27 protein-coding genes, 7 tRNA genes and 1 riboswitch are annotated in these 23,683 nt (G+C 66.3%); of the genes, 20 read left to right on the plus strand and 14 right to left on the minus strand.

From position 1 onward, the window contains the following. The first annotated feature begins 35 nt into the window (after positions 1–35). On the plus strand, positions 36–524 hold the full coding sequence (locus GD628_RS07885) for an FBP domain-containing protein (protein WP_152274357.1): 489 nt from the start codon (positions 36–38) through the stop codon (positions 522–524). A gap of 1 nt (position 525) precedes the next feature. Here GD628_RS07885 and ybaK read toward each other — a convergent pair whose 3' ends face one another. From ybaK to GD628_RS07900, 3 genes are read right to left on the minus strand one after another with little or no spacing between them, the layout of a single operon-like run. Then, positions 526–1,044, minus strand: a complete 519-nt coding sequence (gene ybaK / locus GD628_RS07890; protein ID WP_152274358.1) for a Cys-tRNA(Pro) deacylase — start codon at positions 1,042–1,044, stop codon at positions 526–528. Positions 1,045–1,049: 5 nt separating this feature from the next. After that, complete coding sequence (locus GD628_RS07895; RefSeq protein ID WP_091605341.1) at positions 1,050–1,586, minus strand: SufE family protein; 537 nt, start codon at positions 1,584–1,586, stop codon at positions 1,050–1,052. Positions 1,587–1,625: 39 nt separating this feature from the next. Next, positions 1,626–2,531 carry a sulfurtransferase gene (locus tag GD628_RS07900; protein ID WP_152274359.1) on the minus strand — a complete coding sequence of 302 codons (906 nt, stop codon included), beginning with the start codon at positions 2,529–2,531 and terminating at the stop codon, positions 1,626–1,628. 144 nt (positions 2,532–2,675) lie between these two features. Between GD628_RS07900 and zapE the strand changes: the two genes are divergently transcribed. After that, complete coding sequence (zapE, locus tag GD628_RS07905; protein WP_152274360.1) at positions 2,676–3,731, plus strand: cell division protein ZapE; 1,056 nt, start codon at positions 2,676–2,678, stop codon at positions 3,729–3,731. 101 nt (positions 3,732–3,832) lie between these two features. Here zapE and GD628_RS07910 read toward each other — a convergent pair whose 3' ends face one another. The 7 genes from GD628_RS07910 to GD628_RS07940 all read right to left on the minus strand — a co-directional run bounded on the left by GD628_RS07910 (position 3,833) and on the right by GD628_RS07940 (position 4,978). After that, positions 3,833–4,090 (minus strand): antitoxin, encoded by a 258-nt coding sequence (locus tag GD628_RS07910; protein WP_091605334.1) that lies wholly within the window; start codon positions 4,088–4,090, stop codon positions 3,833–3,835. A gap of 248 nt (positions 4,091–4,338) precedes the next feature. Continuing rightward, positions 4,339–4,412: transfer RNA gene (locus GD628_RS07915), tRNA-Gly, on the minus strand. 43 nt (positions 4,413–4,455) lie between these two features. Next, positions 4,456–4,527, minus strand: a tRNA-Val gene (locus GD628_RS07920). 46 nt (positions 4,528–4,573) lie between these two features. Then, positions 4,574–4,647 (minus strand) — tRNA-Gly (locus GD628_RS07925). Positions 4,648–4,693: 46 nt separating this feature from the next. Further along, positions 4,694–4,765: transfer RNA gene (locus tag GD628_RS07930), tRNA-Val, on the minus strand. 26 nt (positions 4,766–4,791) lie between these two features. Next, positions 4,792–4,865, minus strand: a tRNA-Cys gene (locus GD628_RS07935). Positions 4,866–4,904: 39 nt separating this feature from the next. After that, positions 4,905–4,978: transfer RNA gene (locus GD628_RS07940), tRNA-Gly, on the minus strand. Between the two features lie 177 nt (positions 4,979–5,155). Here GD628_RS07940 and GD628_RS07945 point away from each other — a divergent pair. From GD628_RS07945 to rpe, 6 genes are all read left to right on the plus strand, one after another. Then, a tRNA-Val gene (locus GD628_RS07945) sits at positions 5,156–5,230 on the plus strand. Positions 5,231–5,306: 76 nt separating this feature from the next. After that, the gene (locus GD628_RS07950; protein ID WP_091605331.1) at positions 5,307–6,197 is read left to right on the plus strand and encodes a PD-(D/E)XK nuclease family protein; all 891 of its coding nucleotides are present in this window, start codon (positions 5,307–5,309) and stop codon (positions 6,195–6,197) included. A 69-nt stretch (positions 6,198–6,266) separates the two neighbouring features. Further along, the gene (gene def, locus GD628_RS07955; protein ID WP_152274361.1) at positions 6,267–6,839 is read left to right on the plus strand and encodes a peptide deformylase; all 573 of its coding nucleotides are present in this window, start codon (positions 6,267–6,269) and stop codon (positions 6,837–6,839) included. Between the two features lie 8 nt (positions 6,840–6,847). Continuing rightward, on the plus strand, positions 6,848–7,777 hold the full coding sequence (gene fmt, locus GD628_RS07960; RefSeq protein WP_152274362.1) for a methionyl-tRNA formyltransferase: 930 nt from the start codon (positions 6,848–6,850) through the stop codon (positions 7,775–7,777). Continuing rightward, positions 7,774–9,258, plus strand: a complete 1,485-nt coding sequence (locus tag GD628_RS07965) for an RsmB/NOP family class I SAM-dependent RNA methyltransferase (RefSeq protein ID WP_152274363.1) — start codon at positions 7,774–7,776, stop codon at positions 9,256–9,258. Before fmt ends, GD628_RS07965 begins: the two co-directional genes overlap by 4 nt. Before the next feature lie 14 nt (positions 9,259–9,272). Then, entirely contained in the window at positions 9,273–9,944 is a 672-nt protein-coding gene (rpe, locus tag GD628_RS07970; RefSeq protein WP_091605964.1) for a ribulose-phosphate 3-epimerase, read from the plus strand. On the opposite strand, the gene GD628_RS07975 is transcribed toward rpe, so the two are convergent. Continuing rightward, on the minus strand, positions 9,941–10,777 hold the full coding sequence (locus GD628_RS07975) for an SMP-30/gluconolactonase/LRE family protein (RefSeq protein ID WP_193313224.1): 837 nt from the start codon (positions 10,775–10,777) through the stop codon (positions 9,941–9,943). The genes rpe and GD628_RS07975 overlap by 4 nt on opposite strands. A 135-nt stretch (positions 10,778–10,912) precedes the next feature. On the opposite strand from GD628_RS07975, the gene GD628_RS07980 reads away from it, so the two are divergent. The 7 genes from GD628_RS07980 to ribH all read left to right on the plus strand — a co-directional run bounded on the left by GD628_RS07980 (position 10,913) and on the right by ribH (position 17,028). After that, positions 10,913–12,505: an ABC-F family ATP-binding cassette domain-containing protein gene (locus GD628_RS07980; RefSeq protein WP_152274365.1), complete on the plus strand. Its 1,593-nt coding sequence runs from the start codon at positions 10,913–10,915 to the stop codon at positions 12,503–12,505. Between the two features lie 91 nt (positions 12,506–12,596). Then, positions 12,597–12,743: riboswitch (FMN riboswitch) on the plus strand. 105 nt (positions 12,744–12,848) lie between these two features. Then, positions 12,849–13,532, plus strand: a complete 684-nt coding sequence (gene pnuC / locus GD628_RS07985; RefSeq protein ID WP_091605316.1) for a nicotinamide riboside transporter PnuC — start codon at positions 12,849–12,851, stop codon at positions 13,530–13,532. Positions 13,533–13,534: 2 nt separating this feature from the next. Then, on the plus strand, positions 13,535–14,596 hold the full coding sequence (gene ribD / locus GD628_RS07990; protein WP_152274366.1) for a bifunctional diaminohydroxyphosphoribosylaminopyrimidine deaminase/5-amino-6-(5-phosphoribosylamino)uracil reductase RibD: 1,062 nt from the start codon (positions 13,535–13,537) through the stop codon (positions 14,594–14,596). A 3-nt stretch (positions 14,597–14,599) separates the two neighbouring features. Next, positions 14,600–15,256 (plus strand): riboflavin synthase, encoded by a 657-nt coding sequence (locus tag GD628_RS07995; RefSeq protein ID WP_091605310.1) that lies wholly within the window; start codon positions 14,600–14,602, stop codon positions 15,254–15,256. Next, positions 15,253–15,891: a 3,4-dihydroxy-2-butanone-4-phosphate synthase gene (gene ribB / locus GD628_RS08000; protein WP_091605308.1), complete on the plus strand. Its 639-nt coding sequence runs from the start codon at positions 15,253–15,255 to the stop codon at positions 15,889–15,891. Before GD628_RS07995 ends, ribB begins: the two co-directional genes overlap by 4 nt. After that, positions 15,888–16,520 carry a GTP cyclohydrolase II gene (gene ribA / locus GD628_RS08005; protein WP_091605305.1) on the plus strand — a complete coding sequence of 211 codons (633 nt, stop codon included), beginning with the start codon at positions 15,888–15,890 and terminating at the stop codon, positions 16,518–16,520. Before ribB ends, ribA begins: the two co-directional genes overlap by 4 nt. A gap of 25 nt (positions 16,521–16,545) precedes the next feature. Beyond that, positions 16,546–17,028 (plus strand): 6,7-dimethyl-8-ribityllumazine synthase, encoded by a 483-nt coding sequence (gene ribH / locus GD628_RS08010; protein ID WP_091605303.1) that lies wholly within the window; start codon positions 16,546–16,548, stop codon positions 17,026–17,028. Between the two features lie 25 nt (positions 17,029–17,053). Here the strand turns inward: ribH and GD628_RS08015 are convergent, their stop codons facing one another. Both GD628_RS08015 and GD628_RS08020 read right to left on the minus strand, forming a co-directional pair. Next, entirely contained in the window at positions 17,054–18,280 is a 1,227-nt protein-coding gene (locus GD628_RS08015; protein WP_152274367.1) for an amidohydrolase family protein, read from the minus strand. A 124-nt stretch (positions 18,281–18,404) separates the two neighbouring features. Then, positions 18,405–19,781: an MFS transporter gene (locus GD628_RS08020; protein ID WP_152274368.1), complete on the minus strand. Its 1,377-nt coding sequence runs from the start codon at positions 19,779–19,781 to the stop codon at positions 18,405–18,407. Positions 19,782–19,884: 103 nt separating this feature from the next. Between GD628_RS08020 and GD628_RS08025 the strand changes: the two genes are divergently transcribed. From GD628_RS08025 to hisF, 4 genes are all read left to right on the plus strand, one after another. Then, complete coding sequence (locus GD628_RS08025; protein ID WP_152274369.1) at positions 19,885–20,388, plus strand: hypothetical protein; 504 nt, start codon at positions 19,885–19,887, stop codon at positions 20,386–20,388. 89 nt (positions 20,389–20,477) lie between these two features. Then, on the plus strand, positions 20,478–20,741 hold the full coding sequence (locus GD628_RS08030; RefSeq protein ID WP_091605292.1) for a phosphoribosyl-ATP diphosphatase: 264 nt from the start codon (positions 20,478–20,480) through the stop codon (positions 20,739–20,741). A gap of 92 nt (positions 20,742–20,833) precedes the next feature. Then, on the plus strand, positions 20,834–21,676 hold the full coding sequence (hisG, locus tag GD628_RS08035) for an ATP phosphoribosyltransferase (protein WP_091605289.1): 843 nt from the start codon (positions 20,834–20,836) through the stop codon (positions 21,674–21,676). A gap of 12 nt (positions 21,677–21,688) precedes the next feature. Beyond that, on the plus strand, positions 21,689–22,459 hold the full coding sequence (gene hisF, locus GD628_RS08040; protein WP_091605287.1) for an imidazole glycerol phosphate synthase subunit HisF: 771 nt from the start codon (positions 21,689–21,691) through the stop codon (positions 22,457–22,459). Between the two features lie 75 nt (positions 22,460–22,534). Here hisF and GD628_RS08045 read toward each other — a convergent pair whose 3' ends face one another. Next, complete coding sequence (locus GD628_RS08045) at positions 22,535–23,179, minus strand: TIGR03085 family metal-binding protein (RefSeq protein ID WP_091605284.1); 645 nt, start codon at positions 23,177–23,179, stop codon at positions 22,535–22,537. A gap of 90 nt (positions 23,180–23,269) precedes the next feature. Here GD628_RS08045 and hisI point away from each other — a divergent pair, with 90 nt between their 5' ends. Then, a complete protein-coding gene (gene hisI / locus GD628_RS08050) occupies positions 23,270–23,653 on the plus strand; it encodes a phosphoribosyl-AMP cyclohydrolase (RefSeq protein WP_152274370.1) in 384 nt (127 codons plus the stop codon). Positions 23,654–23,683 lie beyond the last annotated feature (30 nt).

Raw genomic sequence — 23,683 nt, forward strand, 5'->3', positions numbered from 1 at the left:
ACCCTCTCCGAGCACCAGAAACGAAAGCCAAAACCATGAAAGCCCTGACTCAAGCTGCCATCCGCAAATCATTCATCAACGCCAGCCGGTCCCAGACCGCGGCAGTGAATTTCCCGGCCGATTTCGACGAAGTCGATTGGGAGAACATCGACCAGTACGGGTGGCGGGACCACAAGATGCCGCAGCGGTCGTACCTCGTCACCGAGCTCGACGGAAAACCGGTAACCATCCTTCTCCGCGCGCCGGAGCTCGTGTCCGCGGGCAGGAAGGCCATGTGCGCTCTTTGCGAGGACCTGGAAGACAACGATGACGTCTACCTGTTCGTAGCGCCCAAGGCCGGCGCATCCGGAAAGAACGGCAACTCAGTGGGAACGCTCATCCACAGCGCCTTTAGCTGTTCACGAAACGTCCGGGCGGACGTGCTCCCCACGCCCATCCACCCGGACCCGGAACTCGTCAAGGCTGAACGGATCCGCAAGCTGGCCGAACGCACCGCGCAATTCATCCAGAAGGTGCGCAGCTAGTTCAGCCCGAGTGCTGGTTCTTGTACGTCGCGATGGGTCCGGTCTGCGCTTCGGTCAGGCGGATCAGGTCGAAGGGTGAGAGCTCGATCTCGAAACCGCGCCTGCCGCCGGAAACGTAGATCAGCTCCAGGCCTTCGGCGCTGGCGTCAATGACGGCGGGGGAGTGGTGCCGCTGACCGAGCGGAGATATGCCGCCCACCACGTAGCCCGTCCGCCGTTCGGCCTCGGCGCGGTCGGCCAGGGAGACCTTGCGGACGCCCAGCAGGGAGGCGACCTTCTTCAGGTCAAGCATGGCCTCGACCGGGACCATCGCCACCGCGAGGCGGTTCCCCAGGGACACCATGAGCGTCTTGAAGACCGCTTCGGGAGGAACACCGAGCTTCTCGGCAGCTTCCAGACCGTAGGAGGCCGCCGACGCGTCATGGCGGTAGCCCATGGTGCGGTACGCGACGCCGGCAGCATCCAGTGCATGGGTGGCCGGCGTCGCGCCGTGTCCGTTCTTCCTGCTGCCGCCGGCCACGCCTTCTACCCCGCTGCGTCTGCGACGGTTGTGCCTGTGGCCTCCGAACCCGCCGAACCCGCGGAACCGGCGGAACCGGCGGCGAGTTGCTCGGCCACCTTGCGCTTGATCCGGCCCAGCATGGCGGACATGCCGCGCATGCGCAGCGGGGTGATGGCCCGGGTCAGGCCCAGCCGGTCAGGCACATCTGCCGGCACGGCGAGGATCTCCGCGGCTGAGAGTCCGTTCAGGCCTTCGTGCAGCACGCCGGCGAACCCGCGGGTGGTCGGCGCTTCAGGCGGCGCGGAAAAGAAGAGCTCCACCGGATGCTCCGGTGACTCGCCCGCTTCGACGGTCAGGAACAGCGGCGACTGGCACTCAACAACCTGTTCGAGCATTTCCGGATGGTCTGCCAGGCGCGAAGGCAGTTCCGGCAGTGAACGGGAGAACTCAAGCAGGAGCTCAAGCCGTTCAGGCTCGGTCATGGCCTGGAAATCGTCGATGATCTCCTGCAGCTCCGCCGGAACGGCCGGCTGGGCGGAGGAGGGAATAGCGGTGCTCATAGAACCAAGTACTTTCGGTTGTGGATGACTGGCAGGTCTCTAGGGCGCAGCCGGAGCAGCCCCGGGCTCTGTGCCGCGGACAATCGGCACGCGCACCGCGTTGCCCCATTCGGTCCAGGACCCGTCGTAATTGCGGACCGATTCGAAGCCGAGCAGGTGCTTCAGCACAAACCAAGTATGGCTGGAACGTTCTCCGATGCGGCAGTAGGCAACGACGTCGTCACCCGCCTGGAGCCCGGCTTCACCGCCGTACAGGGCATCCAGTTCAGTCCGGCTGCGGAAGGTGCCGTCCTCGGCAGCAGCCTTGCCCCATGGCACGGACACGGCAGTGGGAATGTGGCCGCCCTTCATGGCGCCTTCGTCCATGTAATCCGGCATGTGGGTGCGTTCGCCGGTGTATTCGGCGGGGGAGCGGACGTCGATCAGCGGCCCGTTGCCCAGGTGAGAGAGCACATCGGTGAGGTAGGCGCGAACCGGGGAATCGTTGCGTTCGACGACGGGATAGTCGGTTGCGGTGACCTGCGGCTTGTCCGTGGTCAGCTCACGGCCTTCGGCGATCCACTTGTCCCGGCCGCCGTCGAGCAGCCGCACATCTTCGTGGCCGAAGAGTGTGAAGACCCAGAGGGCGTAGGCGGCCCACCAGTTGCTCTTGTCGCCGTAGATAACGACGGTGGAGTCGCGGGTCACGCCCTTTTCGCCCATGAGCTTCGCGAATGCGGCGCCGTCAACGAAGTCCCGGGTCTCGGCGTCGTTCAGGTCCGTGTGCCAGTCGATCTTTCGGGCGCCGGGAATGTGGCCGGTGTCGTAGAGCAGGATGTCCTCGTTGGACTCCAGCACCACCAGATCCGGGTCATCCAGGTTCGCGGCCAGCCAGCCGGTGGACACGAGCCTTTCGGGGTGGGCGTAGTCGGCGAACTTCGGATTCGGATCTGCGGGCAGCGGCATGAATGGTCCCCTTTGGGTACGACGACGGGTTTACTACCAAGCCTAACGATGCGCGCGTCCTAAAACTTCCTTGGGGACAGTTCACCTGCCGCAGTGGCGTATCGTTGCTACGGCAGCAAATGCCGGTACCCCTAGCAGAATCGGATGGATGGTTTGGGCGCAGCAGGACAAGTGGAGCAGCTGACAAAGCGGACTCCCCAGGTTTCCACGGACGAACTCCTGCAGGGATTCTTCCCCTCGCCCAGGTTCGGTGAAGTCTCCTTCGACAGCTACATTCCCGACCCGTCCCAGCCCTCGCAGGCCGAGGCCGTCGCAGCGATGCGCGCCTTCGCCGCCAGCGTCGACGCACCGGCTCCCAGCGGCTTCCGCAAACTCTTTGGTGCGAAGAAGCCGGAGACGAAGGCGGGTTTCTACCTGGACGGCGGCTTCGGCGTGGGCAAGACCCACCTCCTCGCCTCGCTCTTCCACGCGGTGGAGGGCCCGAAGGCCTTCGGCACGTTCGTTGAGTACACCAACCTCGTGGGTGCGCTTTCCTTCCGCAAGACCGTTGAGGCGCTCTCGGCGTACAAGCTGGTCTGCATTGACGAGTTCGAACTCGATGATCCCGGAGACACGGTGCTGATGTCCCGGCTCATGAGGGAATTGTCCGACGCCGGCGTCAAGCTCGCGGCGACGTCCAACACCCTGCCCGGTTCGCTGGGCGAGGGCCGCTTCGCGGCCGTGGACTTCCAGCGCGAAATCCAGGTGCTGGCGGACCAGTTCGACGTCGTCCGCATCGACGGCGAGGATTACCGCCACCGCGGCCTGCCGGAGTCCCCGCCACCGCTGGACGAGGCCGGAATGGCGGAGCGGATCGCAGCCGAGTTCGACGGCAAGACGGTGGCTGAGGATGACTTCGCGGACCTGGTGACGCACCTGGCGAACGTGCACCCCAGCCGCTACCGCCAGCTGATTGACGGCATCGACGCCGTTGCCTGGCACAACGTCCACACCATCTCCGAGCAGTCCGTCGCGCTGCGCTTCGTGGTGCTGGCGGACCGCCTCTATGACAAGGACGTTCCGATCCTTGCCAGCGGCGTGCCCTTCGACCAGCTGTTCACCAAGGAAATGATGGCCGGAGGATACATGAAGAAGTACTTCCGCGCCGTGTCCCGCCTGACCGCCCTGGCCCGTGAAGGCCAGACGGGCGAGGCATCCTAGGAGAAACCCGGCCGGCCCCGCACGGCACCCATGGCAGAAACGACGAAAGGCCCTGGCTCCGCAGGAAGCGGAACCAGGGCCTTTTTGCCGTGCTCGGGCCTTTAGGCGGCCGGAGGAGTCTGTCCGGGCGGGTTTCCAGTATCGGGACCCTGCTTGCGGTCGAGGTTGTCTACCGCTTCGGAGGCCTTGCCCTGGATGCCGTCGATCTTGTCCGAGTACTTGCCGCCCGTTTTCTGGTCGACGAAGTCTCCTGCCTTATCGATGCCGCCCTTGACCTTGTCAGCGTTGTCGCCAACAAACTCGGCAGCCTTATCCTTCAGCAGTCCGGCCTTGCCCTTGAGCGCGTCAAATGCAGACACGGATCACCTCCTTCCACAGGGGAAACCAGATGTTTCCCGTTCCGTCCAATAGTAAGCCCCCTGAGGGTCAACGCCAAGGACTTCGCTGGGGCAGTGGAAGGCTGGGGCAGTGGAAGACGGGTCAGTGGAGAGAGCGGGAGTGGCTCCGGGGGGCCGGGATCCGAGACGCGTCGCCTAAAACGCCGGAACCGTTCATCACGTTAAACAGAGAAGGAGCAGGCCGCAATGGCCTGCTCCTTCTCTCTCTGAGCGGACGACGGGATTCGAACCCGCGACATCCACCTTGGCAAGGTGGTGCTCTAGCCAGCTGAGCTACGTCCGCAGACAAAAGGCCGGCGCTGGATTTCTCCAGTGCTGACCTTCCGTGCGCGATACTGGGATCGAACCAGTGACCTCTTCCGTGTCAGGGAAGCGCGCTACCGCTGCGCCAATCGCGCCTGATACCGTCCTGGCGCCGTAACCGGTGCCTTTACAGTACAGGAGAGCGGACGACGGGATTCGAACCCGCGACATCCACCTTGGCAAGGTGGTGCTCTAGCCAGCTGAGCTACGTCCGCAAATGAATGTCCAGCGTTCGTGTAAAACACAAGGTGCTGAACCTCGTGCGCGATACTGGGATCGAACCAGTGACCTCTTCCGTGTCAGGGAAGCGCGCTACCGCTGCGCCAATCGCGCCCATGAATGGGTGTTGCATGTAACCGTGGAGGTGGGGACGGGATTCGAACCCGCGTATACGGCTTTGCAGGCCGCTGCCTCGCCTCTCGGCCACCCCACCGTGACCAGCTTTTGAGGGCCGGCAATACAGTGACTTGCGAGCGGACGACGGGATTCGAACCCGCGACATCCACCTTGGCAAGGTGGTGCTCTAGCCAGCTGAGCTACGTCCGCATGTTGGGGGTTTTTACGGCGTTCGGCCGCTTTCCAACGAAGAAAAACTCTATAGGACGTTTCGGCGTTCGTCCAATCGGGCGTGCTCCGGCGCGTTGCCTGTATCCGGTTTTGACGAGGGGCGATTGTGGGCTAGCATCTTTAGACGTTGCAGCAGTTCAAAGGCAACTGCCGCGAGGGCGATTGGCGCAGTGGTAGCGCGCTTCGTTCACACCGAAGAGGTCACTGGTTCGAACCCAGTATCGCCCACCAGAACAGGAAACAGGCACCGGACAGGCTCCGGTGCCTGTTTTGTTTAAACGTCGGAAGCGGGTGGCAGACTGTTTATATGACTGCACCAGCACTGGCCCATGCAACAGAGTTCGGGCGCATGTATTCGCGCTCCCTCACCGAAGCTCCGGCGGTTCCGTCCATTACGACTGTCATCGCCCAGGGCAGTACCTCACTGGATGGCTGGCACAGCTACATGGCCGCCAATGCTGCCGTCAAGCATCCGGGCCTGCCGCTGGCGATCGGCAACTCGTCGCAGTTGCGCACCATCGTCCAGGAAGCGTCGCGCGCCTCCGAACGCTACCGCGACGCAGCGGCGGAACGCGGAACGCGCGTGCATTACTACTGTGAGCAGGTTGCGCTGCGAGCACTCGACCAGCCGCACCAGGTTACGGAGGCGCGCTCGGCGCTGGCCGAGCATGGGGAACACCAGTTCGCGGATCGTTTCGATGAATGGTGGCAGCTCTACCAGGTGGAACCGGTGGCCGCGGAGATCACCATCTGGAACCACGAACTGGGCTACGCGGGAACCCTGGACCTGGTGGCGAAGATCGGCGGGCGCCTCTGCCTGATCGACTACAAGACCAAGAACACGGACCGCGACGGGCAGGTCAAGCCACTGGATGACAAGGTGGTCATGCAGCTGGTGGCCGGAATGAAAGCGGAGGAATCCCTCGTGGACGCCGCCGCAGGAACCTGGGAGCCGTGGGCGTACGGGCAGAGCCCGGTCCTGCTGGGAGTCGCCGTGGGACAGACAGAGGTGCGTCCCATGCGGGCGAACCCTGAAGTTCTGCCGCAGCACTGGTACAAGTTCTGTGCCCTGCGCCGGCTCTGGCAGACAAGTTACGACGCCGCTGCCGCAGGACGGGCGCTGCTCCCGATCGCTCCGCCGCCGGTGCAGGCCGCCGGTTCACACGCCGTACCTGCCGGTCAGCCCGCGTCCAACTAGACTGGTAGCCGGGCTTTGCGCCCGAGCACCACCACGCAGCACTTCGCGAGAGTAAGGAACATATTCCAGATGGCAATCCTGACGATTCGGATCATCGGCGACCCCGTCCTGAGGACCCGTGCGGAGGAAGTGACGGACTTCGGTCCGGAACTGGCCAAGCTGGTCGCGGACATGGAGGAAACCATGGACGACGTCGACGGCGCCGGCCTCGCCGCCCCCCAGGTTGGCGTCAGCCTGCGCGTGTTTACCTACCGGATCGACGGCGTCTCCGGACACGTGGTGAACCCCGTTCTGGAACTCAGCGAAGATTTCCAGGAAGACCAGGTGGAGGGCTGCCTGTCCATCCCGGGCCTGGGCTACCCCGTTCCGCGCCGCCGCTGGACCCGCGTCACCGGCCAGGACAAGGACGGCAATCCCGTCACGCTGGAAGGCGAAGGCATGCTTGCCCGGGCATTCCAGCACGAAACGGACCACCTTGACGGCGTGCTGTTCATCGACCGGCTGACAGGCGAGGACCGCAAGGCAGCCCTGCGCGCCATCCGGATGGCGGACTACGATTCGATTGCCGAACGCACCGTCACCCAGCGCGCCCAGAGCGTCGGCTCCAGCTTCGGCACCTTCGGCCAAAGCACGGGAGCGTAGCGGCAGGCATGCGGGTACTTTTCGCCGGAACCCCGGCCGTCGCCGTTCCTTCCCTGAACGCCCTGCTGGATGCGGGATTCGACGTCGTTGGTGTCCTGACCCGGCCCGATGCACCGCTGGGACGCAAGCGCGTCCTCACCCCGTCGCCGGTCGCGGCCCGGGCGGACGAACTCGGTCTCCCGGTGATCAAGGCAGACCGGATTGATGACGACGCCGTTGCCGCGATCTCCGCGCTGGCGCCCGACGCCGCTGCGATCGTTGCCTACGGGGCCCTCATCCCCGAGCGGGCACTGTCCATACCGGCCCACGGTTGGATCAACCTGCACTTCTCGCTGCTGCCGGCTTGGCGCGGAGCCGCCCCGGTACAGCACTCCGTCATTGCCGGAGACGAGATCACCGGTGCCAGCACCTTCCTGCTTGAAAAGGGACTGGACACCGGACCGGTCTTCGGGCAGCTCACCGAGAGCGTCGACCCGGCCTTGACCAGCGGGGAACTGCTCGAACGCCTCTCGCACAGCGGGGCCGTGCTGCTCGCACAGACCCTGGCAGCGATCCAGGCCGGGCGCGCCGTACCCGTTCCGCAGAGCGGTGAAATCAGCCTGGCCCCCAAACTGACGCTCGAAGACGGGCACCTGGACTGGGAGCAGCCTGCATTGGCCCTGCGCCGCAGGATCAACGGAGTCACGCCCGAACCCGGCGCCTGGACCACCTGGGACGGAGCCCGGTTCAAGATCGGTGCCGCCATTCCGCGCCCGGACGTCACGGACCTGGCTCCCGGCCAGGTGCGGCTGGGTTCCGGCAGCGCTGCCGTTGCCCTGGTAGGTACCGGAAGCAGCGCACTTGAACTTCAGCGGGTCCAGCCCGCAGGAAAGAAAATGATGTCCGGGGCCGATTGGGCCCGCGGACTGGGCCAGCGTGAGGACGTGGTTTTCGAGTGAGCAGCAACGACCGCAACGCCAAGGGACACCAGCGCAGCCGCCCGTCCGTGCGAGGCCGCACCACCGCCGCGCCGTCGCAGCGGACCCGCGCCGCGGATCCGGCCCGCCTGGTTGCGTTCGAGGTGCTCCGCGCCGTCTCCGGCGAGGACGCCTATGCCAACCTCGTGCTGCCCAAGAGCATCCGCAGGCACCGCCTGGACAAGCGCGACGCCGGATTCGCCACCGAACTTGCCTACGGCGCCCTGCGCGGCCAGGGCATCTACGACGCCATCCTGGCCCGCTGCGTGGATCGCCCGCTTGACCGGCTGGATCCAGCCGTGCTGGACGCGCTGCGGATCGGAGCCCACCAGCTGCTTGCCATGCGTGTTCCGGCCCACGCCGCACTGGACCAGACCGTTGGCCTGGCGCGGGCCGTGATCGGAGCCGGTCCATCGGCCCTGATCAACGCCGTCCTTCGCAAGGTCGCAGCACGGAACCTGGACGAGTGGACCGCCCTGCTGACCGCGGAGGAACCGGATCCCGTGAAGCGTTCGGCCATTGAGTACAGCCACCCTGAATGGATTGTCCGTGCCCTGCGCCAGTCCCTCGTCGCGCACGGCCGCAGCGTCGATGAAATTACCGACCTGCTTCAGGCCGACAATGATGCACCCGTAGTGAACCTCGTGGCCCTGCCCGGACTCGGCAGCCTGGATGAAGCCCGCGAAGCCGGTGCGGTGGACGGCGAACTGGTGAAGGACTCCGCGCTCTACGCCGCCGGCGACGTCGGACGCCTCGAATCCGTGCGCGCCGGCACTACCCGCGTGCAGGACGCGGGCTCACAGCTGGTGGCCCGTGCGCTGGCCGAGCTTGACCTGGACGGTGTTGAGCCGGATGAGGACGGCGTGGAGAAGTGGCTGGACATGTGCGCCGGCCCCGGCGGGAAGGCCACCCTCCTGGCAGCCCTGGCCCACGAAAAGGGTGCGGTGATCCTGGCCAACGAGCCGGCGCCGCACCGTGCGCAGCTGGTCCGCCAGGCGCTCGAAGCCGTTCCGGGGGAAACCTGGAACGTGCGCACCGGCGACGGCCGCACCGTGGCAGAGGACTATCCGGAAACCTTCGACCGCATCCTCGTTGACGCTCCCTGCACCGGCCTTGGTGCGCTGCGCCGCCGCCCGGAATCGCGCTGGCGCCGCCAGCCCGGCGACGTCGGCGAACTCGGCTCACTCCAGCGGGAACTGCTGACCACCGCCGTTGACGCCGTGAAGCCCGGGGGAGTGGTGGCGTACGTGACGTGCTCGCCGCACCCGGCGGAAACCAAGGCCGTGGTGGCGGACGTACTCCGCAAGCGCAATGACCTCGAGCTGCTGGACGCGGGCGCTGCACTGGACGCCGTGAGCCTGCCCGGAGCACTGGAAGCCGGCCACGAGTCCACCGCCCAGCTGTGGCCGCACATTCACCAGACCGATGCGATGTTCCTGGCCCTGATCCGCCGGAAGATTTGAGCAAGGAGAACACCGTGAGCAAGTGCTGCATCAACCCGAGCATCCTGTCCGCCGACTTCGTGAACCTGGAAGCTGAGCTGGAGCGCATCAGCGGCGCCGACGCCGTCCACGTGGACGTCATGGACAACCACTTTGTCCCCAACCTGACCATTGGGCTGCCCGTGGTCCAGCGCATCCAGGCGGTCAGCAAGCTGCCGCTGGACGCGCACCTGATGATCGCCGACGCCGACCGCTGGGCACCTGCCTACGCCGAGGCGGGCCTGGCGTCGGTCACATTCCACGTTGAGGCAGCCGCCGCACCGATCCGGCTGGCCCGGGAGCTGCGCGACCGCGGAGCCAGGGCCGGCATGGCCCTGAAGCCGGCCACCCCGGTGGAACCGTACCTGGACATGCTGCCGGAACTGGACATGCTGCTGATCATGACTGTTGAACCCGGCTTCGGCGGCCAGAAGTTCCTGGACGTGACCCTCCCCAAGATCCGCCGGGCAGCCGAAGCCGTCCGCGGTTCGGGGCTGCCGATCGCTATCCAGGTGGACGGCGGAATCGCTCCGGATACGATCGAGCGCGCCGCCGAAGCGGGTGCCAATGTGTTCGTTGCCGGATCTGCGGTGTACGGCACGGGGGACCCCAACGAAGCGATCGCCAAGCTCCGGAATCAGGCAAGCGCCGTAAACCGTCCGGTCTAGGAAACTGCCTGCGGCCTCACCCGCTGCACCATGACCCGCCCCGTCTTCTCCCAGCCGGGGTCCATTGCCTGCGGCCACTGGGCAGTCATCATGAACAGCAGTCCGCCGTCATCACCGCCTGAGGCGCAGGAGAAGCATCCGTCCTCCAGCTGGACGGTCTGCAGGACCTCGCCGCCCTCCTGGACCCGTACGCAGCGCTCACCGGGAACCTCGGCAAACCAGATGCCGCCGCTGCCGTCCCAGCTGATGCCGTCCGGAGCGCTGCCCGCCACCGCGGCCCACGGCTGGGGTGGGCCGAGCGTTCCGTCCGGCCGGATCCCGAAGGACGTAAGCCTTCCGGCGTTGGATTCGGCCACCACCAGCGACCTACCGTCGGCAGAGACCAGCATGCCGTTGGGGAACGCCAGGTTGCCTGCCACGGACTGGATGGTTCCGTCGGGACGGATCAAGGCGATCAGACCGTTCTCCTGCGGTTCCCCCGCGTAGTCCTGGCCGATTCCATTGACGTAGACATTCCCGGAAGGGTGCACGGCTATCTCATTCCAGGGGTGCGGGGAGAGGCCTCGCAGGCTGGCCATGGGAACCAGGCCGGCGTGCGGAACCTCCACCAGCACCGCGCCGTCGGACCCTGAAACCACCGTCATCCGGCCGTCCGGCAGCCAGTCGAAAGTGATGGGAAAGGACGGCACCCCGGCCACGCGGCGGACATTCCCGGCGGCGTCGAGCGCTGATATGGTGCCGGCGGTCCAGTCGGCGAAGTAGAACTCCCCGGCGTGCCAGCGGGCGGACTCTCCCATGCCCAGTCCGGAAACCAGCGTTGTTGCCTGCGCCATTGCGGGGCACCTCCTGCACCTGTGGGCGGCCTGCCAAACGCCTTCAGTATGCGTCGGCGCGGGCATGCGGGAACAGGGGTAACCGCCGGACCGATAAGATGAGTGGCTTGCTTCCATCCCGAGAGGACCCCACGAATGAGCCTGATCAGGCTGCAGGACGTCAACGTTGGTTTCGAGAAGAACCAGATCCTGCGGGAGGTCTTCTTCCGGCTGGAGCCCAAGGACAGGGTAGGCCTGATCGGCAGAAACGGTTCCGGCAAGTCCACCCTGCTCAAGCTGATCCTGCAGCAGATCGAACCCGACTCGGGCACGGTCAACTTGGACGACGGCTTGAAAATTGGCTACTTCTCGCAGTTCTCGGAGCTCGCCGGGGAATCCACGGTCACCGAAGTCCTGAACGGCCTGTTCACGGAGATTCAGGCGATCGAAGCGGAACTTGCCTCGATCGATGCCGCGCTGGGCGCCGACCCGGATGAGAAAACCATGGACAAGCTCATCCGGCGCCAGGCCGAGCTGTTCGAGGTAATGGACCACCGGGACGGGTGGGACTATCCCCGCCGCATCGACGCTGCCCTTACCACCCTGGGTTTCAGCGAAGCGCACCGCACCTGCCCCATCGACGCGCTCTCCGGCGGCTGGCGGAACCGTGCCGCCCTGGCCAGGATCCTGCTGCAGGCACCGGACGTGCTGCTGCTGGACGAACCCACCAACTACCTCGACGTTGACGGCGTCCAGTGGCTGGAAGGCTGGTTCCGCGACTTCCGCGGCGCCGCCGTCGTGGTGTCCCATGACCGCGCGTTCCTGGATGCCGTGGTGACCCGGATCATCGAGGTGGAGAACTACCACCTGCACGAATACCCGGGGAACTTCGCCGAATACGTCATCCAGAAGCAGTTCCGGCTCAAGACGCTGGCCTCCCAGTTCGTACACGAGTCGGAGCTGCTCGCCTTCGAAGCAGAGGGCATTGCAGACCGGCGGGAAGCAGCGAAGGCCGGCGGCCGGACCCTCGGCGCGAAACTCGCGAAGATCAAGAAGTCACGTGCACCGCGGCCGGTGGACCAGATCATCACCGAGATCTATTCAGGACTGCATGTGAAGGACAACCTGTGCCGTGTGCAGGACGTGTCCAAGTCCTACGGGGACCGGACCCTGTTCAGCGGCGTCTCCTTCGAGATCCAGCGCGGCGACCGGCTGGTGGTCCTCGGCGCAAACGGCAGCGGCAAGACCACCCTCCTGCGCGTGCTCACCGGGGAAGAAACGCCCGACGCCGGCAAGGTCACCTGGGCGCACGGAGCCCGGATGGTCTCCTACAACCAGGTCCTGGCGGAACTGGACGACGCCGACACGGTTACGCACGCTGTCAACGCAATGCCGGACAGCCTGGCGTTGAAAGCGACGAAGAAGTCAGTGAACCGGTTCCTGGCGATGTTCCAGTTCTCCGAAGCGGACCTCAAGCAGAAGATCGGAAACCTCTCCGGCGGTCAGAAGGCCCGGGTGGCAATGGCGCAGTGCCTGCTCTCCGGCGCCTCGGTGCTGCTGTTGGATGAACCGACCAACCACCTGGACCTTTCCAGCACCCAGGTGATGGAGCAGGCGCTGCTGCATTTTCCGGGAGCAGTGGTAGTGGTCAGCCACGACCGTTTCTTCACGGACAAGGTGGCCAACCGGCAGCTTGTGTTTGGCGCCGGCGGCGAAGCGCCGGGGGAGATCGACCTGCGGGTTGCCTGATGCCGGGCGGTGTGACACCGGAGGTCCGGGCATGACGCCCGGGGCGTAAAACTTGAACCCGACCAAACCACCTGTGCAAGAATGAATTAACAAACGTGCTCCGGGGTCGGTGTAATTCCGAACCGGCGGTTATAGTCCGCGACCCGCACGTCCAGCTGGGATCCCTCAGCAGGACGGACGGTTGAACCGGTGAAATTCCGGTACCGACAGTTAAAGTCTGGATGGGAGAAGCACGTACAGTTTGTTGCGCCGACGCGCCGCGGTGCCCTTTCGGGTACCCGGTGGAGTCGATGCACCGCACTGTCGTACCCCCGGAGCCGCCGCTACGGGATAAGGAACGACATTGGATTTTTTGCGGTGGCTCTTTGACGCGCAGATCCCCGTGGGGAGCTCTTCCCTGCTGGTGCGCGAACTTCTTGGAAACATCTTCGGGCTCCTCAGCGCCCTCGGCGGCATGCGCCGGAAAATCTGGGCCTGGCCGGTGGGCATTGCCGGCAACGTTCTGCTGCTGACCGTCTTCCTGGGGTCCATTTTCGGTGACGCGAGCACGGCCAACCTGCTCGGTCAGGCCGGCCGCCAGGTGATGTTCATTGCCGTCGCCATTTACGGCTGGCGCCGCTGGCAGGCCAGCCGGAGCTCCGGCGCTGACGCTGTCACACCGCAGTGGGCCTCGGGCAAGGCGCGCATCGGCCTGGTGGCCGGACTGGTCCTGGGCACGGCCGCGCTCACCCCGGTGTTCGGCATGCTCGGATCCTACGAACCGGTCTGGGCAGATGCCTGGACCTTCGTCGGTTCCCTGTTGGCCACCTACGGGATGGCCAAGGGCTGGGTGGAGTTCTGGCTCATCTGGGTGGCCGTGGACATCGTCGGCGTGCCATTGCTCTTCAGCGCCGGCTACTACGCGACGGCGTTCATGTATCTCTTCTACGGCATTTTCACCCTAATCGGCTTCTTTGTCTGGTGGCGCGCCAAGGCGAACGAGAAGCCCCAGGTGCAGGTTTCAATGCCGGATCCCACGGTGCGGTAGCCATGGCCTTCTCCGAGGCGGAAACGGCGGCCATGACGCAGGCCCTCCAGCTCGCCCGCAGGGGTGTGCGCGGGGCGAACCCGCTGGTGGGTGCGGTCATCCTAGCCCCATCCGGGGAGGTCCTGGCCACCGGATACCACCGGGGCGCCGGAACACCGCACGCCGAGGCCGCCGCGCTGGCGTCTGCGGCAGCGGCAGGGGCGGACGTGCGCGGCGCCACCATGGTTGCCACCCTTGAACCGTGCAACCACACCGGCCGCACCGGGCCGTGTTCACAGGCCATCCTCCGCTCCGGGATTGCCCGGGTGGCCTACGCCGCGGCGGATACTAACGACGCCGCCGCCGGGGGAGCAGCCACGCTTGCGGCCGGCGGGGTGGACGTTGAAGGCGGGCTGCGTGGGGACGAGTCCCGGGAGCTGAACCACCGGTGGGCGGCAGCCGCTGCAGCGCACCGTCCGTTCGTGACCGTCAAAACCGCGCAGACGCTGGACGGCAGGACGGCCGCTGCGGACGGGACCAGCCAGTGGATAACGTCAGCCGAGGCGCGCTCCGACGCCCAGGGACTTCGCCTGCGGGTGGACGCCATTGTGGCGGGAACCGGGACCATCCGCGCAGATGACCCGCAGCTCACCGCCCGCAACCCGGACGGCAGCCAGACGGAGAAACAGCCGCTGCGCGTGGTCATGGGCCGCATTCCGGTTTCCAGCGGGGCGCGGGTCCGGGGGACGGACGGGCGGTTCGTGCAGATCCCAACGCATGATCCCGCCGTCGTCCTGGCTGAACTGTATGGGCGCGGCGTGCGCCACCTGATGGTGGAGGGCGGCGGAACCGTGGCCGGAGCGTTCCTGCGTGCCGGACTCGCCGATGAGCTGCTGGCCTACACCGCCCCTGCGCTGCTGGGCGCGGGCACAACGGCATTTGCCGGTCTGGGCATCGCATCCATGGCGCACATCCAGCGCTGGCGCTGGGATTCCGCCGGCGGCGGGGCTGCCGTTCCCGTGGGACCGGACCTCCGGCTGCATCTTGAACCACTGCCAGACTTCGTGAACGAACCAAAGGACTAGAACGTGTTTACCGGAATTGTTGCTGAACAGGGCAGCGTAGTTTCCCTGCAAACCGATACCACCGGCGCCGGTAAGGTACTGGTCATTGAGGCCCCGGGGACGTCCGCCGGGCTGGAACCGGGCGGTTCAATCGCCGTCAACGGTGTCTGCCTCACGGCCACCGCGCTGGACGGCGCACGGATCCTGCTGGACGTCATGGGCGAAACCCTGGACCGCACCACCACCGGGCAGCTTGTCCCGGGGCGGAAAGTGAACCTTGAACGCTGTGTTCCAGCCGGCGGAAGACTGGACGGACACGTGGTGCAGGGGCATGTGGACGGGGTGGGAACGCTGCTGGAACGCGAGGACCTGGGCAGCTGGGACCGGCTCCGGTTCGGCGTGCCGCCGCAGCTGGCCCGCTACATCGCCGAGAAGGGCTCGATCGCCGTCGACGGCGTCTCGCTTACTGTCACCGCCGTGAGCGCGCCGCAGGACCCGGCTCCCTGGTTCGAAGTCGGACTCATTCCCACCACCTTGGCCGAGACCGGTCTCGGGGCGCTGGAACCCGGATCCCCGGTGAACCTGGAGGTTGATGTGCTCGCGAAGTACGCAGAGCGCCTGCTGGCTTTTGCCTCGCCGCCCGCTTCCGCCCCGGCCGCTGAAGGGATGGTGCAGCCATGAGTATCCGGCTGGACAGCATCGACGCCGCAGCGCGCGCCGTGGCGGCGGGCGGCGCCGTCGTTGTGGTGGATGATGAGGACCGCGAAAACGAGGGCGACATTATCTTTGCGGCCCAGCACGCCACCGCCGAGCTGATGGGCTTCACCGTGCGGTACACCTCCGGCGTCATCTGTGTTCCGATGCCGGGGGACTGGGCGGACCGGCTGGACCTGCCGCCCATGACAGCGGTGAACCAGGACGTGAAGGGCACCGCGTATACGGTTTCCTGCGACGCCGCGGAAGGTACCAGCACCGGGATCAGCGCCGCGGACCGCGCGCTGACCTCGCGGGTCCTGGCGGATCCGGCGTCCGCAGCGTCCGGACTGAACCGTCCCGGACACATCTTTCCGCTGCGGTCCCACGACGGCGGGATCCGTGCCCGCCGCGGACACACGGAAGCCGCCGTCGAACTGGCCCGGCTCGCCGGCTGCACGCCCGTGGGAGTGATTGCCGAACTGGTCCACGACGACGGATCAATGATGCGCCTGCCGGCACTGCGGGAATTCGCGGATGAGCACGGCCTGCCGCTGGTTTCCATCGAGGACCTGGCGGCGTATCTGGCCGCCGTGCCCGTGTCAGCAGGAGGAGAGCGATGAAGGACAGCGCAGTTGTGGTGCCCGGACCCGTCGTCCAGCTGCCCACCGCGTTCGGAGACTTTACCGCCCAGGTCTGGACGGATCCCCGGACCGGAGCGGAACACCTGGCAGTCTCCGCCCGGGGGACGGCGCCCGACGCCGGCAGCCCCCTGGTGCGGCTGCACTCGGAGTGCCTGACCGGGGACGTCCTTGCCTCCTACCGCTGCGATTGCGGGGAACAGCTTGAACAGGCCCTGGGACTGGTCAGCCTGCACGGCGGCACCGTGCTGTACTTGCGCGGCCACGAGGGCCGGGGAATCGGCCTGGCCAACAAACTGCGGGCGTATGCACTGCAGGAAGCCGGTGCGGACACCGTGGAAGCAAACGAGCAGCTGGGCCTGCCGGTGGACGCCCGCGATTACCAGGCAGCGGCGGAAATCCTGCTGGCGATGGGCCTGGACCGCATCCGGCTCCTGAGCAATAACCCGGCTAAGCGGAAACGGCTCGAAGTCCATGGCGTCACCGTGGAGGCGATGGTGCCCTCCGAGGTGCCGGTCCGGGCCGAAAACGAACGGTACCTGCAGACCAAGCGGGACCGCATGAACCACCACCTGAACCTGCTGCGGGCACATCCCGTGCAGCAGGGTTAACCACTTCCAGCAAAGGAAAACAGACATGAGCGGACACGGCGCCCCCGATAATGACGTCAGCAGCATCAAGGCCAAGGGACTGGATATCAAGGTGGCAATCGTTGCCGCCAGCTGGCACACCGAAGTGATGAACGGCCTGATTGCAGGCTCCCTGCGCGCGGCGTCCGACGCCGGGCTTGGCCCCACACTGATCCGGGTCCCGGGCACCTACGAGCTGTCCGTGGCTGCCGCGCGGCTGGCACCGCACTTCGACGCCGTGGTGGCCCTCGGCGTCGTTATCCGCGGCGGAACCCCGCACTTCGACTATGTGTGCTCCTCGGCGACCCAGGGCTTGACCGAGGTGAGTGTCCGTACCGGAACGCCGGTTGGATTCGGGGTGCTGACCTGTGACACCGAGGAACAGGCGCTGGACCGTGCCGGGCTTGACGGCTCCTCAGAGGACAAGGGTTATGAGGCGTTTGCCGCTGCGGTGAATACCGTGGACGCGCTGCGTGGGGCCGGGGTCTAGGACTCGAGGCGGGTGCCGGCGCTGTTCAGACCAGTTCCAGACCGTCCGCAACTACCCGCCCCCGGTGGATGACGGTGCGGCCGGGCAGCCTGTCCATGACCGCTCCGGTCACCGTGTCCCCTTCGACCAACACGAGTTCAGCCGGGTCCCCCACACTGAGCCCCGGGCGGTCGGCAACGGATGACAACCTGCGCGATTGCGGGTCGAGGACGCTGGCGCCGCCAATGCTGGCGACGGCGGCACAATGCTCTATGAGCTCATCGGCGCGGAACCGGCTGGTGAACGCCAGCTGCCACGTCCGGTCCAGCATGTCAGCGTTGCCGTAGGGGGACCAGTAGTCCCGCTGGCCGTCCTGTCCCAGTCCCACGCGGACTCCGGCTGCCGCGAGCTGCTGCAGCGGCAGCGGCTGCCCGGCGGGAGCGATAGTGGCCATGGAGATGTCAAGGGCCGCGAACTGGTCGATGAGTTCCTGCAGCTGGCCGGCAGGGAGGTCGGCCAGTCCGTAGCCGTGCGAAATCGTCACCAGGCCCTGCATGCCGAGTGCCTTGGTGCGTTCCACAATCAGCTGGGCGCTGAACAGGCCAAGCTGGTCCGGCTCATGCAGATGGATGTCCACCGGAACGCCGTACTTCTCGGCCAGGCCAAACACGATGTCCAGATGCCGGACGGGATCACGGTCCAGGGAGCAGGGGTCAATGCCGCCTACGACGTCGGCCCCCAGCTTGAGGGCTTCCTCGAGGACCTCGGCGCTGCCGGCTTCGCGGAGTAGTCCCGCCTGGGGGAACGCGATGACCTGGACGTCGGCGCGGTTCCGGTGGGCGTCCCGAGCTGCGAGGACGCCTTCGAAGCGTTCCAGGCCGGCGTCGACGTCCACCTGCGCAAACGTGCGGACCCGGGTGGTTCCCCGGGCAATCATCGCACCCAGGCAGGTGGTGGCACGGTCCGTCACCGAGGATTCGGCGCTGCGCCAGTTTTTGCGGTCGTTCAGCATCATTCCCCACACGCCCGGTGCCCCGGTGTGCGGACGCATCGGCAGGCCGATGCGCGTGGAGTCCAGATGCACATGGACGTCCGAGAAGGAGGGAAGCAGGATGCGTCCGGCACCGTCGATTTCCACCGCTGGACTTCCGGTGCCCTTGGTGCCGGTGGCTTGCGGACGCGCAGGTTCTAGGGCCGTGATCACCCCGCCGTCCAGTGTGACGTTGGCAGGTTCGCCGCCCCAGGGGCGGACGTTGCGGAGGGTGACGGTCAAGGGTATCGCTGTCCTGTCGCGGAAGGTGGGCCTGGCCGGCCGGATATCAGTGCGGGACGCTATTCCCGCACAAGGTGATCCTTTCACTCGGTGCGCACCTTGTCAGCGGACGCGCCGTGCGCCGCTAGGCCGGGCTGTTATCCCGTTCGGGCGTCCGAATCCCAAGGAAGGCGATAAGCCCTGCGACCAGGAACAGAGCCGCGGTTGCCAGTGCCGTCTGCCGGAAGCCGGAATAGTCGAGGGACCCGCCGGAAATAGTTCCAAGCAGCGCAACAGTCACCAAACCCGCCACCCGGCTGACAGCGTTGTTCACCGCGGACCCGATGCCGGCATCAGTCTCATCCAGCGCACCCAGCACCGCGGCGGTCAGCGGAGCGACCATGACCGCCAGTCCCAGGCTGAACAGCAGCAGACCGGGGAGCAGCTGGGTGAGGAAGTTCAGCGGCGGGGAGACTGCCAGCATGAGCAGGAACCCGGCGCCCATAATCAGCGGTCCAGCTGTCATGAAGATCCGCGGCCCGTACCGGCCTGCGAGATTTCCGAAGTAGGTAGAGAACGCGAGCATCGCCAGCGGTACCGGAAGCGAAATCAGGCCGGCTTCAAGTGCGCTGAATCCTGCGGCTTCCTGCACGAAGACAGTGAGCGCGAAGGTGCCGAGGGACAGTGCACCGTACGCTGCGGCGGTCACCAGGTTGCCGTAGCGGAAGTTGCGGGCATGAAAGAGGCCGAGCGGCATCATGGGTGCACTGGTGTGTGCCTCACGGAGGACAAACAGGGCCAGCGCAGCCAAACCGAAGGCGAGCGGCAGGAACACCGCCGGGTTGCCCCAGCCCAGCCGGTCCTGCTCGATCAGCGCGTAGACGGAGCCGCCCAGCCCGGCCACCGCGAGCAGGGCACCGGGCAGGTCCAGCGCGGTCCGTCGCCGCGGGCTGTCCTGCAGGCCCAGCATCAGCAGCAGGGTCAGGGCTACGGGGAGCACATTGACGGCGAAGATCAGCCGCCAGGTAGCCCAGTCAACGAGGATCCCGCCCAGGAGCGGGCCGATGATGGCGGCGGTCCCGGTCCACGCCGTCCACGTACCGATGGCGCGGGCGCGCGCCGGTCCGCCGTACGCCGTCGTAATCAGCGCCAGGCTGCTGGGGACCAGCAGCGCGGCCGCCATGCCCTGAACTGCGCGTGCGATGACGAGGATTCCCGGATCCCAGGCGAGGGCGCAGGCGATCGACGCCGCACCAAAGCCGATCAGTCCCCAGGTGAGCACGCGGAGCCGGCCGAAGGAATCCGAGAGCGACCCGGCAAGCAGGATCAGCGCGCCCAGGGCGAGCAGATAGGCGTTGACCGTCCACTGCTGGGTGGCAAGCCCGCCGCCGAGGTCCTCCCCGATGGCAGGCAGCGCCACCGTGACGATGCTGCCGTCGAGGAACGCCACGAAGGAGGCGAGGATGGCGACAACGAGCACGCGGGTGCGGCTGCCGGCGGGGGACGGTGCAGTGTCCGCCATATGGTTCGTCCTTTCAGGACTGGATGGCTTCTGCTCCCATCATTCCAGCCGGGAGACCTGGACCGAAGGTGGTTCGTCCCTGCCTGCCTGTACCGTGATGGCCATGAAGAATCTTCCGCTTTCGCTCACGCTGGCCGCCCTGTCCGGTGCACTCACCCTGAAAAGTCCGGCCGGCTGGTCACCCGCTGTGCGCCGTGCCTATGTCCTGGTTCCCGGCGCGGCCACCGGCCTCATCACGGCCGCAGCGGTGCTGAGGGGAGCCCGGCAGGGACGCGAGCTGGCAGCCGCCGGAAGGGTGGATCTGGTTACCCCTCCAGATTCCGCTGCTGCTCCTTCCTACGTGCGCACAAACAAGGGTTCCGCCCGGAAAATGACGTTCACGCTAACCGCTTTCGCCGCCGCAGTGGGCATCATATCCAGCGCGTTCCTGGCGCTGAGCCTGCTCGTGGATGAGCGCATAGAGACCTGGCTGCGCAGGCGCGGTGCAACCCGTCCGCGGTACGTCATGGCGGCGATCGCGGCCCTGGCATCCCTGGGAATGGACCAAATCCTGGACGCCAGGGAAGCCGGAGAGGACAAGGACGCGAAGGGGCCGGCGGAAGGATAGCTCCCGCAGCCGTGCCCGCGGGAAGCGGCGTTCGTCACACACGCGGGCCGGAGTGGGGCAGATTGTGACGCAGAGCGTACCCTTGATCTGTGAAAACCTTCGAAGAGCTATTTGCCGAACTCAGTGAGAAGGCGGCTGCCCGGCCTGCCGGGTCACGCACCGTCGCCGAACTCGAGTCCGGCGTCCACGGCATCGGCAAGAAGGTAGTCGAAGAGGCCGCAGAAGTCTGGATGGCTGCCGAGTACGAATCTGATGAAGCCGCTGCGGAGGAAATCTCCCAGCTGCTCTACCACCTGCAGGTCCTGATGCTGGCCAAAGGCCTCACCCTGCAGGACATCTACAAGCATCTCTAGCCACGCGCTGCTTTTTGAGCACCCCTCAAACAGTGTGTGGCCCGCCGGCAGGCCCAGTTTCTCTCTGACTTCCAGCGAAAGAACCAAAGAACATGCTCCGTGTAGCCGTGCCCAACAAGGGCGCCCTTTCCGAATCCGCCTCCGCGATGCTCTCCGAGGCCGGATACCGCCAGCGCCGTGACAGCCGCGAACTGGTGATGGTCGATCCCGACAATGACATCGAATTCTTCTTCCTCCGTCCCCGGGACATCGCCGTGTACGTCGGCTCCGGAACGCTCGACGTCGGACTCACCGGCCGCGACCTCTTCCTGGACGCCCAGGTAGAGGCCGAAGAGCTGATGAGCCTGGGCTTCGGTGCTTCCACGTTCCGCTTTGCCGGACCGGTAGGGGAGTTCGGATCCCTGGAAGAGCTCAACGGCAAACGCGTAGCCACCAGCTACGACGGACTGCTGCGGGACTACCTTGCCGAACGCGGCGTGGATGCCTCGGTGGTCCGCCTGGACGGCGCCGTCGAATCCTCCGTGCGCCTGGGCGTTGCGGACGCGATTGCCGACGTCGTCGAGACCGGAACCACCCTGCGTGCAGCGGGCATGGAAATCTTCGGTGAGCCGATCCTCAAGTCCGAGGCCGTGCTGATTGGCCGCAAGGGTGCCAGCCCTGCCGGACTCGATGTGCTCAAGCGCCGTCTCAAGGGCGTCCTGGTGGCACGCCAGTACGTGATGATGGACTACGACGTCCGCAAGGAACTGGTGGAGGAAGCCGCAGCCCTGACGCCGGGCCTCGAATCGCCGACCGTCTCCCCGCTGCGGGACTCGGACTGGGTTGCCGTGCGCTCCATGATCAAGAAGTCGGACACCAACCGCATCATGGATGAACTGTACGACCTGGGCGCCCGCGCCATCCTGGTCAGCACCATCCACGCCTGCCGGATCTAGGGGAGCGCAGTCATGAGCGTTGCCATCCGCGTCATTCCCTGCCTCGACGTCGACGCCGGCCGCGTGGTCAAGGGAATCAACTTCGAGGGCCTGCGCGACGCCGGCGACCCGGTCGAGCTTGCGCACCGCTATGACCGGGCAGGGGCGGACGAACTGACGTTCCTCGATGTCACCGCGTCTTCCGGTGCGCGCGAAACGGTGTTCGACGTCGTCTCCCGCACCGCCGAGGAAGTCTTCATTCCGCTGACCGTGGGCGGCGGTGTCCGCACCGTTGAGGACGTGGACCGGCTGCTGCGCTACGGCGCGGACAAGGCCTCGATCAACTCCGCGGCCGTCGCCCGGCCGGACGTCATTGACGAGATCACCCGGCACTTCGGCTCGCAGGTTCTGGTGCTGTCCGTGGACGCACGCCGCACGCATGACGGTTCAACGCCGTCGGGATTCGAAATCACCACCCACGGCGGGCGCAAGGGCACCGGGATTGACGCCGTTGCCTGGGCCAAGGAGGCCGCCGACCGCGGTGTGGGGGAGATCCTGCTGAACTCAATCGACGCCGACGGGACCCGCGACGGGTTCGACCTGGAAATGATCCGCGCCGTCCGCGCAGCCGTACAGGTGCCGCTGATCGCCTCCGGCGGTGCCGGAGTGCCGGAGCACTTCCCGCCGGCAATCGAAGCCGGTGCGGATGCGGTCCTGGCGGCGTCCATCTTCCACTTCGGCCCGGACAACGCCATTGCCGACGTCAAGAAGGCCATTTCCGACGCGGGCTATCCCGTCCGGTAACAAGGCTTAAGGAATCAGGGCCCGGCAACTCTGCCGGGCCCTGTTTTCGTTGAATGAGGTGGTTTTCGGAACCGCTTAAAGGCCGATCTCGGCGCTCTCCAGGAGAGCGACGGCGTCGGGCTGGCCCTCGAACATCACCAGCGCCTGCTGCGTGCGCCCGTGGGCGTGCAGCAGGAGCTCACACGGTTCGCCGACGATCGCCACGGAAACAGCGGCCCGCTTGGCCACGTGCCGCGGCCCGTCCGGGCGGACCAGGACAATGCCGACGTCGACGCCGCGGTAGAGCAGGGCCGCACGCTTGAGCAGTTCAGACCACAGCGCTTCGGAGTATTCCGAGTCCAGGGCACGCGGCGCCCAGCGGTCGCCGGCCCGGCGGATGTCCTCCGTGTGAACGAAGTACTCCACGAGGTTCGCGCTGTTGTCCACTGACTTGAGCTGCATGGGGGAGAGCAGCGGCGGGCCGGACCGGAAGGACTTGACCAGCTTGGCGTAGCCCTCGGAAGTGGAAGCCTTCGCCGCGAGGGTATCCATGGCCTTTGCCGTCTTGCCGGCGAACGGCTTCACGAAAAATCCGAGGGCAGAGGCGGGCCGGTGTTCGCGCAGGTAAAGGTGCGCAGCAAGATGCCGGGTCTCCCACCCCTCGCAGAGCGTGGGCGCGTGGGGACCGGCCGCGAGCAGTGTTTCGGCCAAGACTTCACGTGAGGGTTCTACGAATTGCATCACTGCTGAAACTAGCATGGAACACCCTGCATTGCCCGCCAAACGCGGCCATTCGGCTCCGGTGCGGCCAAAGCCACTAGAATCGTAGCGATGGCAACAGACACCACCCCCCAGACCCCCCGCCCGGACTCCGAACTGGACCCCGCCGTGGCTGCACTGCTCAAGCGCGACGACGCCGGGCTAATTGCTGCGATCATCCAGCAGCATGACACTTCGGAGGTGTTGATGCTCGGCTGGATGGACGACGAAGCACTGCACCGCACGCTGACCAGCGGCCGGGTGACCTTCTGGTCCCGTTCCCGGCAGGAGTACTGGCGCAAGGGCGACACGTCCGGCCACGTGCAGCACGTGAAGTCCGTGGCAGTGGACTGCGACGGCGACGCGCTTCTGGTGCGCGTGGACCAGGTGGGTGCTGCCTGCCACACCGGCACCAGGACCTGCTTCGAAGGCCGCGGCCTTCCGGTCTCTTCCTAAAACTTCCCTTCAAAACCGAAAGCCCGATAC

Source organism: Arthrobacter koreensis (genome assembly GCF_009193255.1).
GTDB lineage: Bacteria > Actinomycetota > Actinomycetes > Actinomycetales > Micrococcaceae > Arthrobacter_B > Arthrobacter_B koreensis.

Bases quoted from the DNA above. Each gene is read 5' to 3' on its own strand.
- GD628_RS07885 (WP_152274357.1), top strand. From the start codon at position 36: ATGAAAGCCCTGACTCAAGCTGCCATCCGCAAATCATTCATCAACGCC.
- GD628_RS07895 (WP_091605341.1), bottom strand. From the start codon at position 1,586: ATGAGCACCGCTATTCCCTCCTCCGCCCAGCCGGCCGTTCCGGCGGAG.
- GD628_RS07900 (WP_152274359.1), bottom strand. From the start codon at position 2,531: ATGCCGCTGCCCGCAGATCCGAATCCGAAGTTCGCCGACTACGCCCAC.
- zapE (WP_152274360.1), top strand. From the start codon at position 2,676: ATGGATGGTTTGGGCGCAGCAGGACAAGTGGAGCAGCTGACAAAGCGG.
- GD628_RS07950 (WP_091605331.1), top strand. From the start codon at position 5,307: ATGACTGCACCAGCACTGGCCCATGCAACAGAGTTCGGGCGCATGTAT.
- def (WP_152274361.1), top strand. From the start codon at position 6,267: ATGGCAATCCTGACGATTCGGATCATCGGCGACCCCGTCCTGAGGACC.
- fmt (WP_152274362.1), top strand. From the start codon at position 6,848: ATGCGGGTACTTTTCGCCGGAACCCCGGCCGTCGCCGTTCCTTCCCTG.
- GD628_RS07975 (WP_193313224.1), bottom strand. From the start codon at position 10,777: ATGGCGCAGGCAACAACGCTGGTTTCCGGACTGGGCATGGGAGAGTCC.
- GD628_RS07980 (WP_152274365.1), top strand. From the start codon at position 10,913: ATGAGCCTGATCAGGCTGCAGGACGTCAACGTTGGTTTCGAGAAGAAC.
- ribD (WP_152274366.1), top strand. From the start codon at position 13,535: ATGGCCTTCTCCGAGGCGGAAACGGCGGCCATGACGCAGGCCCTCCAG.
- ribB (WP_091605308.1), top strand. From the start codon at position 15,253: ATGAGTATCCGGCTGGACAGCATCGACGCCGCAGCGCGCGCCGTGGCG.
- ribA (WP_091605305.1), top strand. From the start codon at position 15,888: ATGAAGGACAGCGCAGTTGTGGTGCCCGGACCCGTCGTCCAGCTGCCC.
- ribH (WP_091605303.1), top strand. From the start codon at position 16,546: ATGAGCGGACACGGCGCCCCCGATAATGACGTCAGCAGCATCAAGGCC.
- GD628_RS08020 (WP_152274368.1), bottom strand. From the start codon at position 19,781: ATGGCGGACACTGCACCGTCCCCCGCCGGCAGCCGCACCCGCGTGCTC.
- GD628_RS08025 (WP_152274369.1), top strand. From the start codon at position 19,885: ATGAAGAATCTTCCGCTTTCGCTCACGCTGGCCGCCCTGTCCGGTGCA.
- hisG (WP_091605289.1), top strand. From the start codon at position 20,834: ATGCTCCGTGTAGCCGTGCCCAACAAGGGCGCCCTTTCCGAATCCGCC.
- hisF (WP_091605287.1), top strand. From the start codon at position 21,689: ATGAGCGTTGCCATCCGCGTCATTCCCTGCCTCGACGTCGACGCCGGC.
- GD628_RS08045 (WP_091605284.1), bottom strand. From the start codon at position 23,179: ATGCAATTCGTAGAACCCTCACGTGAAGTCTTGGCCGAAACACTGCTC.
- hisI (WP_152274370.1), top strand. From the start codon at position 23,270: ATGGCAACAGACACCACCCCCCAGACCCCCCGCCCGGACTCCGAACTG.